Raw genomic sequence first — 12,494 nt, 5'->3', positions numbered from 1 at the left:
TGCGCCAGATCTCCCCGCTACGTCCCCGACATCGCCCGTTACGTACGGCGATCGTCAGAACACCTCGATGCGGTCCATGCTGATCACCGTGCTGCCCGAGGCCGGGTTGCGCTCGCCCGTCACCCGCACCCGCAGCGTGTGCTGCCCGCGTGGCAGGACCGGGCTCAGGTAGTTGAGCTGCTCCCCCACCCGGATGCCGCTGTAGTAGTCCACCCGCTGCTCGGGGCCGCCGTCGATGGAGATGGCGGCGATGCCGTTGCCGCGGTCGCGGACGCTGAGCAGGGCGACGCGGCTGCCGGTGAAGGTGACCGTCGCGGTGGCGCCGGTCTGGCCGCTCCAGTGGTCGTTGCTCCAGAAGCACTGGTTGCCGCAGCCGGAGCCGGACTGCCACGCGCCCGCGTACGTGACCTGGGGGTCGAAGTCGTTGATCACCGAGGTGGCGGCGCCGGGATCGCCGGACGGGAGCTGCTGGGTGGCGCCCGCGGCCAGGGGGCGGCCGAAGCTCGGGGTGCCGTCGGCGTTCCAGGTGAACCTCTGCACCCGGGTGGTGCGGAAGTCGTAGGTGTAGGTGCTGGTGTTCTTGCCGTGGTAGGCGATCCAGTCCTCGGCGCCGTCCGGCGAGCGGAAGAACGAGTGGTGCCCCGGGCCCCACACGCCGGTCGCGTCGTTGCGCGAGAACACCGGGCCGGGGTGCTGGCGCCAGTTCGCGGGCACCATCGGGTCGGCGCCGTTCGCGATGCTCTTCATCCAGAGCTGGTAGTCCGGTTTGCCGGTGTCGCAGGTGGAGTAGGTCAGGAACGTCCTGCCGTTGCGGTAGAGCGGGGTCGGGCCCTCGCGGACCTCGGTGCAGCCGCCGTCCGCCGGGATCGCGACCCGGCCGCCGGTGACCGTCCACGGGTTGCTCATCCTGGCGATGTAGAGCTGCGCGGGGCCGCCGAGGCCGCGGCCAGGGCCGCTCCAGACGAAGTAGGACCGGCCGTCGTGGGTGATCGGCTCGCCGTCGATGGCGTACTCGCCGAAGTCGGCGATCTTGGCCTTGAACGTGTACGGGCCCATGGGGTCGTCGCCCGCCGACTCCAGGACGTACATGCGGTGGTTGGCGTCCACGCCGTCGGAGGCCGTGTAGTAGAGGTACCAGCGGGAGCCGACGTGGCGGAAGGCGGGGGCCCACATCTGCTGGTTGCGGCTGCTGTCGCTGTCGCGCCAGACCACCTGCTCGGGGGCGGCCAGGAGGGTGGCGAGGCTGGTCGAGCGCCAGATGCCGATGCGGTCGCCGCGCGTGGTGGCCACGTGGTAGGCGCCGTTGTGGTGGATCAGGCTGGGGTCGGCCGACGGGTTCACCGGGTTGCGGAACGACTGCGTCGCCGCGCTCGCCTGCCCGGCCGGGACGAGCACGGTCATGGCGATGAGGGATGCTGCCAGGGCGGCACGCCAGGGACGCGGCATCGGCGGTCCTTCCGGGGAGTCTGCCGGGCGATCTTTCCGATCGTCACGGAAACCGGTCAGGCCGTCAACCGCCCGTCCGTCGCGTCAGGCCCGGAGCCGCGCCGCCCCGGGCGGGTCAGCCTTCGGGCGGGTCAGCCTCGGGCACGTCAGCCTTCGGGCGGGTCAGCCTCGGGCACGTCAGCCTTCGGGCGGGTCAGCCTCGGGCGGCGCGGGCGAGCAGGTCCTGCCAGACTTCCGCCACCCGGGCGTCCAGCTCCTCCAGCGGGCCGTCGTTCGGGATCACGATGTCGGCCGCCGCCAGCCGCTCCTCGCGGCTCGCCTGCGCGGCGATGCGCGCCTTGGCGTCGGCCTCCGGCATGCCGCGGTGCTCGGCCAGCCGGGTGATGCGCAGGTCGTCGGGGGCGTCCACGACGATGACGACGTCGTACATGGGGGCCAGATTGTTCTCCACCAGCAGCGGCACGTCGTACACCAGGATCGTGTCGTCGGCGGCGCCGCGCTGCAGCTCCGCCACCCGCTCCCCGACGAGCGGGTGCACGATCGAGTTCAGCGCAGCCAGCTTCTCGGAGTCGGCGAACACCAGCGAGCCCAGCTTCTCCCTGTTGAGCGAGCCGTCCGGCCGGAGCACCTCCTCCCCGAACGTGGCCACCACCCGGGCCAGGCCGGGGGTGCCCGGCTCCACCACCTCGCGCGCGATCCGGTCGGCGTCGATCACCATGGCGCCCTTGGCGGAGAGCCGCTTGGCCACCTCGCTCTTGCCGGAGCCGATGCCGCCGGTCAGTCCGATCTTCAGCACCCGAGCAGCCTATCCAAGGTGCATCATCAGAGACATGGTGAGCTGGATCGTACGGGCCGCCCACGAGCAGGCGGCGGCCGCCGGCGACGACTGGGTGGGGCCGGGGCACGTCGTGCTCGCCCTGCTGAGCGGCGACTCACTCGCCGCACGCGTGCTGAACGAGGCCGGCCTCGACCACGGGCGCGCGCTGGAGCTGCTGCCGCGTCACGGGCGGCCGGGGCAGCACCGGGGCGGCGGGTTCGACAGCCCGGCCTTCCACAAGCTGTACGGCATCGCGACCGGCCTTGCCCTGGCCGTGGGCGAACGGGTGCCGTCGCCGGAGCACTGGCTGATCGCGCTGGCCCACGACGCCGAGGTGGAGCGCGGGGCGACGCCGCTGCACCCGTTCGGGGTGTCGCCGGGGCAGGTGCTGGAGGCGCTGCGGCGCCACGGGGTGCCGGTGCCGCCGCTGGACGCGCCGGAGCACGTGCCGTGGCGGGGCCGGCATCAGATCGTGGTGCCCGCCGCCGCGCTGCAGGCCGTGCTCGACCGGCTGAACGCCGCGCATCCGCCCGGCTCGGAGTGGCGGTGGGCCTGGAACTGGGTGGACGACGACCTGGGCCGCGCCGTGATCACCGCGGAGGAGGGGATCGATCTGGCGTCCTGCGCAGGTACACCACCGTCAGATGGTCGTCCATCCGCTCGCGGCTCGTCTCCCGGTAGCCCAGACGGCGGTAGAGCCGCAGGTTCCCCTCCGACAGGTGACCGGTGAACAGGTCGAACGCCTCGGCCTCCGGCACCTGCTCGTGCAGGGCGCGCAGCAGGGCCGTGCCCACGCCCTGACCCTGCCGGTCGGGCGCGACGACGAGGCGGCCCACCAGGCAGGTGGTGCCCGACAGCTGGCCGCGTACGGCGCCGACGATCCGCGTGCCGTCGAGCGCCTTGAGGACGAGCGCGCTCTCGACGATCTTGCGCACCTGCTCCAGCGACTCGACGAGCGGCGGGATGTACGGGTCGCCGTAGAGCTGGGCCTCGGTGAGGTAGGCCGCGCGCTGCACGGTGAGGATCTCGCCCGCGTCGGCGGGGTCCGCTCGTTCGATCACCACCTGTCGGAGCTTATCTCAGGAGTCCATGGCGGCCGTCAGTTCTCCGGGGCATCGGGTTCTGGGCGGGGTGCCGTTGACGAGGAAGTCGTGCACGCGGGCGCGCAGGCAGGTGGCGCGGAGCTTGGCGGTGCCCTGTAGCAGGTAGGCGCCGTGGCCGTCGCCGTGCCAGAGCACCACGGCCCCTTGGATCCGCTCGGCGACCTGGGCGGCCGCGGAGGCGGGGCTCTCGGTGTCCAGCCGGCCGATGCCCACCAGCACGACGGGGGCCTTGCGCCCCCGCTGCGTAGCCGCCCCGTGCCCGCGAGTCCGGCCCCTCACCGCCGCGTCCTCGCCTGCTCGCGCCTGGGTCGCCGCATCCTCGCTCACCCGTGCGCTGGCCGCCGCGTCCCTGTGGGGTTTGGGGGCGAGGGCGGCCGGGCGGGGTGGCCAGCTCGGGTGGCCGTCGATGCCGAGGCAGCGGCCGACCTCGTACCGGCCGGTCAGCCAGCCCACCCGTGGCGCGATCGCCCGCAGCCGCGCCTCCATCGCCAGGAAGCGCCGGTACCCGGGCACGGCGGGCATGAAGTCGTGGCAGTGCAGCGACCGGTCCACCAGGGCCGGCGCCACGGGCGGCGCCGGTGCGGCCATGGCCGCCAGCGCGCTCGCGTCACCCGCCTCGGCCGCCGCCAGCGCCCGGGCCAGCTCGGGCCAGCGCTGCGGCACGAGCCCGGCGAGCACGGCCACCACGACCTCGCGGGCATCCACCGTGCGGCCGTCCATCTCACGCGCGCCCGCCTCACGCCCGCCTACCGCGTAGCCGCCCGCCTCACGACCGCCCACCTCACGCCCGTCTACCGCGTAGCCGCCCGCCTCACGACCATCCACCTCACGCCCGCCTACCGCGTGGCCACCCGCCTCACGACCTCCCGCCTCACGCCCGTCTACCGTGCGGTCATAGGCCGTGTGGCCGTAGCCGGCGGGCAGGGGCGCCCGTTCGAGCAGGCCGTCGAGCACCTCCACCGCGTCCTCACCCCCGAGAGGACAGCCCATCCGCCTGGCGCACCAGGCGCGGAAGGCCGCGAGCTGCCGCTCGGCCGCCCGCGCGTGCGCGATCAACCGCCGCCCCACGCTCGACTGACCGTGATCGGGTACGCCCTCCAGATACATCCGCTCCACACGCCTGGGGAACAGCTCCAGATACGCCTGCCCGTAAACAGCCCCGTAGCCGTTGCCGAAGTACCGCAACCGCGGCTGCCCGAGCGCGGCGCGTACGGCGTCGAGGTCGTGTGCCACCTGCCAGGACGTGAGGCCCGCGTAGGTGGGCCCGGCGGCGATCCGGCAGCTGCGGTCGTAGGCGGCGTTGTCGCGGGCGTAGGCGCGCCATGCGGCCGCTCCAGGGGTGATCTGGAGGCGGCGGGGGTCGGGTTGCGGCACGGAGCAGCGTACGGTGGCCGCGCTGCCGCGATCGCCGATCCCCCGCGACTCCACGAACACCACGTCGAACCAGCGCGCCAGCTCGCTCACGGAGTCCGGCCTGGCCCGCACGCCCTGGATCGTGGGCCCGGAGCCGGTGCTGACGACCAGCGGGCCGAGGCTGCCGTGCGGGTCCCGCGTGGGCATCCTGGCCAGGTCGATCTCGGTACGCTGCCCGCGCGGCCTGGCCCAGTCCACGGGCACGGACAACTTCGCGCACTCCAGCCCGTCGCCGCACCCCCACCACGCCACCCTGCCGGTAGGGAGGGCTCCCACCGGACTCGGCGCCGGGGAGGCGGCCAGCCCCGCGCGAACCGGCCGCGCGGAAGCCGCCGACCCTGCGAGGCTAGGCGAGCCGGAAGCGGCCGGCCCAATCGCGCTCGGCGAGCCGGAAGCAGCGCCCAGCCCTTCCGAGCCGGTGGCCTGGCCCGAGGCGGCCAGCCCTTGCGAAGTGGTGACCGAGGCGAAGGTGGCGAGCCTTTCCGAGCCGGTGGCCCAGACGGCGAGCCCCTCCGAGCCGGTGGCCCGGGTGGCGAGCCCCTCCGAGCCGGTGGCCGAGGCCGCGCGCCCTTGGGGGGTGGCCGGGACGGAGGCGGCGAGCCCCGCCGCCACCACGGCCGTAACCTGGATCACCCGCTGAACCATGCCCACCACATCACCCCAGGGAGAGTCACGACCACCAGCGCCGCCGCTCAGTCTCCCAGCGCCCAACCCCGCAGGTCACGGCCTTGCAAAGCCCATAGGTAAAATCTCCGGCCCCCCTCAGCCGATGATCCGGAAAAATTCCCGTATGCCGGTCACCAGCGTGTCGGGCGCCGCCAACCCCACCATGTGACTCGGACTCCGCCCCTCCCCCCAGTACACGATGTCGTTCCCCCGCTCGGCCACCCGCCGCATCACCTCCGGCCCTCCATGCGTCACCCCTGTGGGCACGGCCCGCTGGGAGATCGGCAGCCCCGCCGCCCCCTCGTAGTACGTCCACGACGAGGAGCCACCCGTCGCCGTCAACCAGTACAGGCTGGCGTTGGTGAGCACCAGGTCCCGCCCGATGGGCTCCTCCCCCGACCCCCACCCGTCGAACTCCTTGAACCTCTCCACCAGGTACGCCAGCTGCGCCACCGGCGAATCGGCGAACCCGAAGGCGAGCGTCTGCGGCCTGGCCGCCAGGTAGGGCCCGTACCCGCTGCCCCCGGTCATCCAGGCGGCCATCTCCTCCAGTTCGGCCAGCTCCTTGTCCCCCAGCCCGTCCAGCTCCCCGGGCACCCCCGTGGGGATGCCGAGCCCGCTCGTGATGAGCGAGCCGACCACGCGCGAGCTGTCCAGCGCCGCCAGTCGCGGTGTGACGAGCGCTCCCGCGTCGTTGCCGTGCGCGCCGTAGCGCTCGTAGCCGAGCCCGCTCATCAGCTCCGCCCACGTCCGCGCCACCCGCTCGACGCTCCACGGCCGCTCGTCGGCGGGCTCGGGGAACGGCGAGAACGCGAACCCCGGCAGCGACGGCGCCACGACGTGGAAGGCGACGCCGGGGTCGAGGCCGTGGCTGCGCGGGTCGGTGAGCGGCCCGATCACCTCCAGGTACTCGGCAACGGAGCTGGGCCAGCTGTGCGTCAGGATCAGCGGCAGCGCGTCCGGCTCGGGCGAGCGCACGTGCAGGAAGTGGATCGGCTGCCCGTCGATGACGGTGGTGAACTGCGGGAAGGCGTTGAGCCTGGCCTCCTGGGCCCGCCAGTCGAACCCGTCGGCCCAGTACGCGGCCAGCTCCCGCAGGTACGCCACCGGCACGCCCCTGCTCCACCCGCCGGGCAGCTGGGCGGCCCACCGGGTACGCCGGAGCCGGGCTCGCAGGTCGTCCAGGTCGGCCTGCGGAATGTCGATGCGAAAAGGCTTGGTCTCGTCCATGACCCAGAAGGTAGACCGCAATGCGGCAAGATTCGTTCCGCATTAGCCAGGGGAACGCGGAAAGGCCCCGCACGGCGAACCGTGCGGGGCCTTTCCGACTACCTGTGCCTCAGGCGGCCGAGATTCTCACCAGGGAGGATCTCAGCTCTGGCCGCCCGCGAGCTTCTCACGCAGAGCCGCGAGCGCCTCGTCAGAGGCGAGCGCGCCGCTGGCCGGAGCCGACGACGACGAGGAGCTGCCGGACTGGGCCGGCGTCTCGCCCTGGTAGGACGAGGGAGCGGCCTCGCCGGCCTCCGCCTCGGCCTTGCGGGCCTCCTCGATCTGCTTGCGGTGGGCCTCGAAGCGCTGCTGGGCCTCGGCGTACTGCCGCTCCCACTCCTCACGCTGCTTGTCGAAGCCCTCGAGCCACTCACCCGTCTCGGGGTCGAAGCCCTCGGGGTAGATGTAGTTGCCCTGGTCGTCGTACGTGGCCGCCATGCCGTACAGGGTCGGGTCGAACTCGACCTCGGCCCCGACGCCCTCGTTGGCCTGCTTCAGCGAGAGGCTGATGCGACGACGGTCGAGGTCGATGTCGATGATCTTCACGAAGATCTCGTCGCCGACCTGGACGACCTGCTCCGGGATCTCCACGTGGCGCTCGGCCAGCTCGGAGATGTGGACCAGGCCCTCGATGCCCTCCTCGACCCGGACGAACGCGCCGAACGGCACCAGCTTGGTGACGCGGCCCGGCACGACCTGGCCGATCTGGTGGGTGCGGGCGAACTGCTGCCACGGGTCTTCCTGAGTGGCCTTGAGCGACAGGGAGACGCGCTCGCGCTCCATGTCGACGTCGAGGACCTCGACCGTGACCTCCTGGCCGACCTCGACCACCTCGGACGGGTGGTCGATGTGCTTCCAGGACAGCTCGGACACGTGGACCAGGCCGTCGACGCCGCCGAGGTCCACGAACGCACCGAAGTTGACGATCGAGGAGACGACGCCCTTGCGGACCTGACCCTTCTGGAGGGTGTTGAGGAAGGTCTGGCGGACCTCCGACTGCGTCTGCTCGAGCCAGGCGCGGCGCGACAGGACCACGTTGTTGCGGTTCTTGTCGAGCTCGATGATCTTCGCCTCGAGCTCGCGCCCGACGTACGGCTGCAGATCGCGGACACGGCGCATCTCGACCAGGGACGCCGGGAGGAAGCCACGCAGGCCGATGTCGAGGATGAGACCACCCTTGACGACCTCGATGACAGTGCCGGTGACGATGCCGTCCTCGTCCTTGATCTTCTCGATCGTGCCCCAGGCGCGCTCGTACTGAGCCCGCTTCTTGGACAGGATCAGGCGCCCTTCCTTGTCCTCCTTCTGGAGAACCAGGGCTTCGACGTGCTCCCCGACCTCCACGACGTCAGCGGGATCGACATCGTGCTTGATCGAAAGCTCACGCGAGGGGATGACACCCTCGGTCTTGTAGCCGATATCGAGAAGAACCTCGTCTCGATCGACCTTGACGACGGTGCCCTCGACGATGTCGCCGTCGTTGAAGTACTTGATGGTCTCGTCGATCGCCGCGAGGAAGGCTTCCTCGGACCCGATGTCGTTGACCGCTACCTGCGGGGTGCTCGAGGTGGCCTCAGTGCTGGACGTCATGTGTGGAATTGCTCCGAACGCGGACAGGATGTCGATGTGGCGGATGCGCGGCAGGCCCTCTTCCGCATCAAGCCGAGGAATTACGACATCGACGTGACCGAGCGCGAGCCCGCTCCGTCTGAGGCGCGCGCGAGCCCACAGCGCAGCGATCAGCATATGAGACCTTCGCCACTGGGTCAATCCGGGGAGACATCAGTAGGCGATGACCTGGAGCCCTCGCTTGGTCACGATATTACCTCGGAGCCGCTCCGGTATGGAGATCCGCTCCGGGTCGCCATCGCTGACGTAGCGCTCGCCAGGGTGTTCGTCCAGCCATTCCAGCCAGTACTGCGAGCACCACTTGCGGCACTCGCCCTTCTTGCCGTTGCTCTGGATACGCTGGATCGCCCCGCGGTCGAACTTTTTCGCGTAGGGCGAAAGCGACGGCTCGGCCCCGGCGAGGAACACGCCCGCGAAATCATACCGCGTGCCGTCCCAAGATCCGCTCCGCGCGGCGGCCTTGTCACGGGGCATCGACCCGTACGGCAAAGCCATGGTCTGCGACGGCGGCGCGCCGAGCTTCTTGAGCAGGCGTTCGATTCTGACGATCTGCTCGCTGACCTTCTTGCGCTTGAGCATCCTCAGGTTGGGGTGGCCCCAGGTGTGGTTGGCGACCTCGTAGCCGTGATCGACCAGCCACCGCACGGCAGCCTCCTGCGCGGCCCTGTCGCGCAGCCCGAACGGCTCCCTGTTGATCCAGAACGTGGCCACGGGCCGGAAGTCGGGGTGCCGGCTCGCCACCTCCTGGATCACGGCCACGGCGGTGCCGGGCAGCGGGGCGCCGTTGGCGTCGAGCCCGAAGTGGCTGGGGTGCCCGTCGTCGAAGGTGAGCACGACGGGGTGCTTGCCGGCCGGCACCCGGATGTCGCCGGCGGCGAACTCCCTGGCTGTGATCGGCACGTAACCCCGCTCGGCCAGCTTCTCCAGCTCCTTCCTGAGCTGGTCGGGCGTGCGGTCGAGCGAGGCGTGCCGCTCGGCCAGGATGCGGTGGTACATCAGGACCGGCACCAGCCCCGCCTCGTTGGCCCGCACCTGCCTGGCGAACTCGGGCGTGGCCACGACCCCCGGCGGCTGCCCCACCGGGCTCGTGGACGGCACGGGGGGCGCGGGGCTCTCCTGGACCTCGGCCGCGCTCTCGGCCGCGCCCTTGGGCTGGGCCTGGGGCCGCGGCTCGTCCGGTAAGAGGCTCAGGCCGACGGCGGCCACCGTGATCACGACGACGTTCGCGACCCCGATGATCCGCGGTAGTGCCCCTGGTGCCCGCACGAAACCCCCGGCCGCTCGGTGAAGACGGTTCCAGGCTAATGGAGGATCCGGGGCACAAGGGGCGGCTCCGGGGCCACCGCGGGCCGCCCCCGGCTCAGTGCCCCGCGTCCTCCCAGGTGCGCCCCACGCCCACCGAGACCTCCAGCGGCACCCGCAGGTGGTAGGCGGCGTTCATCTGGTCGCACACGAGCTGCGTGAGCCGCTCCAGCTCGCCCGGCGCCACCTCGAACACCAGCTCGTCGTGGACCTGCAGCAACATCCGCGAGCCCAGCCCCTCCTCGCGCAGCGCCTGGTGCACGTGGAGCATGGCGACCTTGATGATGTCGGCGGCCGAGCCCTGGATCGGGGCGTTGAGCGCCATCCGCTCGGCCATCTCGCGGCGCTGGCGGTTGTCGCTGGTGAGGTCGGGCAGGTAGCGGCGGCGGCCCATGATCGTCTCGGTGTAGCCGTCGGTGCGGGCCTGGGAGACGATGGCGTTGAGGAAGTCGCGCACGCCGCCGAACTCCTGGAAGTACTCCTCCTTCAGCGCCCGCGCCTCCGACACCGCGATGTTGAGCTGGGTGGACAGCCCGAAGTCGGACAGGCCGTAGGCCAGGCCGTAGTTCATCGCCTTGATGCGGGCCCGCAGCTCGCCGTCGATCTGCTCGGGCGGCAGGTCGAAGACCCTGGCCGCGGTGGCCTGGTGGAAGTCGTGACCCGACTCGAACGCCTCGATCAGCGACTCGTCGCCCGACAGGTGGGCCATGATGCGCAGCTCGATCTGGCTGTAGTCGGCGGTCAGCAGCGTCTCGTAGCCCTCGCCGACCGTGAAGCCCTGCCGGATGCGGCGGCCCTCGGCGGTGCGGATCGGGATGTTCTGCAGGTTGGGCTTCTCCGAGGACAGCCGGCCGGTGGCGGCGATGATCTGGTTGAACGTGGTGTGGATGCGCCCGTCGTCGGAGATTTCCTTGATCAGGCCCTCCACCGTGGTGCGCAGCTTCTGCTGGTCGCGGTGGCGCAGCATGATCGTGGGCAGCTCGTGCTCGGTCTGGGTGGCGAGCCAGGCGAGCTGGTCGGCGTCGGTGCTGTAGCCGGTCTTGATCTTCTTGGTCTTGGGCAGGTTGAGCTTGGTGAACAGGATCTCCTGGAGCTGCTTGGGCGAGCCCAGGTTGAACTGCTCGCCGACCGCGCGGTGCGCCTCCTCGACGGCGTGCTTGACCGCGGCGCCGAACTCGGCCTCCAGACCGGCGAAGTACTCGCTGTCGACGGCGATGCCCGCCCGCTCCATCTCGGCCAGCACCGACAGCAGCGGCAGCTCCACGTCGGCCAGCAGCTGGGTGCCGCCGCGCCCGGCCAGGAACGTCTCCAGGGCCTCGGCCAGCTCGCGCACGGCGTGGGCGCGCAGCGCCAGGTCCTTGGCGGGGGCGTCCTCGTCGTCGCCGAACAGGGCGGCCTGCCCGCTGGGCTCCTCCTCGGCCCGCAGGTCGCGGTGCAGGTAGCGCCTGGCCAGATCCTCCAGGGCGAACGTGCGCTGGCCCGGCATGGCGAGGTAGGCGGCCAGCGCGGTGTCGCAGCTCAGGCCGCGCAGCTCCATGCCCTGCGCCCAGAGGGCCAGGATGGGCCCCTTGGCGTCGTGCACGGCCTTGGGCTTGGTGTCGTCGCCCAGCCAGGCCCGCAGGGCCGCCTCGTCGGCCTCGGTGAGCTTGACGGGGTCGATGTGCGCGGCGGTGCCGTCGGGCGAGGCGACCGCGATGGCGTCGACCCGGCCGGTGCCGCTGCCGTAGGTGCCCTTGAAGGCCAGCCCGGCGCGGCCCTCGGGCAGCGCCGCCAGCCAGCCGGCCACCCGGTCGGGGCCGAGCAGCACGGTCTCGACCTCGAAGCCCTGCTCGGGCTCCTGCTCGCCGGTGCCGAGCACCTTGAACACCCGCTCGCGCAGCTCGCCGCGGATCTGCAGGGTGTCGAACAGCTTGTTGATCTCCTCGCGCTCCCAGGCGCCCTGCTTGAGGTCGCCGATCTCGACCTCGAGCGGCACGTCGCGCAGCAGCTCGGTCAGGCGCCGGTTCATCAACACCTGGGCGACGTGCTCGCGCAGCTTGTCGCCGACCTTGCCCTTGACCTCGTCGACCCGGTCGACCAGCGCGGTCAGCGAGCCGAACTCGCGCACCCACTTGGCGGCGGTTTTCTCCCCCACGCTGGGGATGCTCAGCAGGTTGTCGCTGGGGTCGCCGCGCAGGGCGGCGAAGTCAGGATACTGGGCGGGGGTCAGGCCGTACTTCTCCTCGACCGCCTCGGGGGTGAACCGGGTCATGTCGCTGATGCCGCGCCGCGTCATCAGGACGGTGACGTGCTCGTTGACCAACTGCAGCGCGTCGCGGTCGCCGGTGACGATCAGGACGTTCATGCCGTCCGTGGCGGCGCGGGTGGCCAGGGTGGCGATGAGGTCGTCGGCCTCGAAGCCCGCCTTGGACAGGCGCGGGATGCGCATCGTGTCGAGCAGCTCGAAGATGAGCTGCATCTGACCGCGGAAGTCCTCCGGGGTCTCGCTCCTGTTGGCCTTGTACTCCGCGTACTCCTCGTGCCGGAACGTCGGCTCGGAGCGGTCGAAGGCCACGGCGACGTGAGTGGGCTGCTCGTCGCGCAGGATGTTGGTCAGCATCGAGGTGAACCCGTAGACCGCCTCGGTGTGCTGACCGTCGGTGGTCATCAGGTTGGCGTCCTTCAGCGCGTAGAACGCGCGGTAGGCCAGGGAATGCCCGTCAAGCAGCAGCAGGCACGGGCGGCTGGGGGTCACTTCACTCTTCGGCACGTACGCAGCCTAGTCTGCGTCTCCGACAGAAAACCCGAGCTCGGAAGAGTGGAGGCGTCACTTTGACGCAGACCAACCCCATAGACGTGTCGATCTTCGG

The 12,494-nt window shown here is 71.3% G+C and carries 8 protein-coding genes and 1 pseudogene; 1 reads left to right on the top strand and 8 read right to left on the bottom strand.

Annotated features, from left to right (window positions below):
- Nucleotides 1-54 precede the first annotated feature (54 nt).
- Nucleotides 55-1,446 carry a glycoside hydrolase family 43 protein gene (locus LCN96_RS18885; protein ID WP_225274112.1) on the bottom strand — a complete coding sequence of 464 codons (1,392 nt, stop codon included), beginning with the start codon at nucleotides 1,444-1,446 and terminating at the stop codon, nucleotides 55-57.
- Between the two features lie 193 nt (nucleotides 1,447-1,639).
- Nucleotides 1,640-2,242 carry a dephospho-CoA kinase gene (gene coaE, locus LCN96_RS18880; protein WP_225274111.1) on the bottom strand — a complete coding sequence of 201 codons (603 nt, stop codon included), beginning with the start codon at nucleotides 2,240-2,242 and terminating at the stop codon, nucleotides 1,640-1,642.
- Between coaE and LCN96_RS57120 the strand changes: the two are divergent.
- Nucleotides 2,163-2,426 (top strand): annotated as a pseudogene (locus LCN96_RS57120) (Clp protease N-terminal domain-containing protein); the annotation flags it as partial. The gene coaE and the pseudogene LCN96_RS57120 sit on opposite strands and share 80 nt — an antisense overlap.
- Before the next feature lie 427 nt (nucleotides 2,427-2,853).
- Here LCN96_RS57120 and LCN96_RS18870 read toward each other — a convergent pair.
- The 6 genes from LCN96_RS18870 to polA all read right to left on the bottom strand — a co-directional run bounded on the left by LCN96_RS18870 (nucleotide 2,854) and on the right by polA (nucleotide 12,394).
- Nucleotides 2,854-3,324, bottom strand: a complete 471-nt coding sequence (locus tag LCN96_RS18870; protein ID WP_225276011.1) for a GNAT family N-acetyltransferase — start codon at nucleotides 3,322-3,324, stop codon at nucleotides 2,854-2,856.
- A gap of 18 nt (nucleotides 3,325-3,342) precedes the next feature.
- Nucleotides 3,343-5,412 carry an alpha/beta hydrolase gene (locus LCN96_RS18865; protein ID WP_225274110.1) on the bottom strand — a complete coding sequence of 690 codons (2,070 nt, stop codon included), beginning with the start codon at nucleotides 5,410-5,412 and terminating at the stop codon, nucleotides 3,343-3,345.
- Between the two features lie 129 nt (nucleotides 5,413-5,541).
- Entirely contained in the window at nucleotides 5,542-6,675 is a 1,134-nt protein-coding gene (locus LCN96_RS18860) for an epoxide hydrolase family protein (RefSeq protein WP_225274108.1), read from the bottom strand.
- A 141-nt stretch (nucleotides 6,676-6,816) separates the two neighbouring features.
- Nucleotides 6,817-8,304 carry a 30S ribosomal protein S1 gene (gene rpsA / locus LCN96_RS18855; protein WP_225276010.1) on the bottom strand — a complete coding sequence of 496 codons (1,488 nt, stop codon included), beginning with the start codon at nucleotides 8,302-8,304 and terminating at the stop codon, nucleotides 6,817-6,819.
- A gap of 192 nt (nucleotides 8,305-8,496) precedes the next feature.
- The gene (locus LCN96_RS18850; protein WP_225274106.1) at nucleotides 8,497-9,558 is read right to left on the bottom strand and encodes a polysaccharide deacetylase family protein; all 1,062 of its coding nucleotides are present in this window, start codon (nucleotides 9,556-9,558) and stop codon (nucleotides 8,497-8,499) included.
- 145 nt (nucleotides 9,559-9,703) lie between these two features.
- Nucleotides 9,704-12,394 (bottom strand): DNA polymerase I, encoded by a 2,691-nt coding sequence (polA, locus tag LCN96_RS18845; RefSeq protein ID WP_225274105.1) that lies wholly within the window; start codon nucleotides 12,392-12,394, stop codon nucleotides 9,704-9,706.
- Nucleotides 12,395-12,494 lie beyond the last annotated feature (100 nt).

The sequence above is a fragment of the Nonomuraea gerenzanensis genome (genome assembly GCF_020215645.1).
Classification (GTDB): Bacteria; Actinomycetota; Actinomycetes; order Streptosporangiales; family Streptosporangiaceae; genus Nonomuraea; species Nonomuraea gerenzanensis.
Note: the sequence above shows the minus strand (reverse complement) of the source record. Positions and strands in the feature narration are given on the sequence as shown.

What these genes read in the sequence shown, in the direction of transcription:
- rpsA (WP_225276010.1), bottom strand. Translation starts at nt 8,304, where the DNA reads ATGACGTCCAGCACTGAGGCCACCTCGAGCACCCCGCAGGTAGCGGTC.
- LCN96_RS18885 (WP_225274112.1), bottom strand. Translation starts at nt 1,446, where the DNA reads ATGCCGCGTCCCTGGCGTGCCGCCCTGGCAGCATCCCTCATCGCCATG.
- LCN96_RS18860 (WP_225274108.1), bottom strand. Translation starts at nt 6,675, where the DNA reads ATGGACGAGACCAAGCCTTTTCGCATCGACATTCCGCAGGCCGACCTG.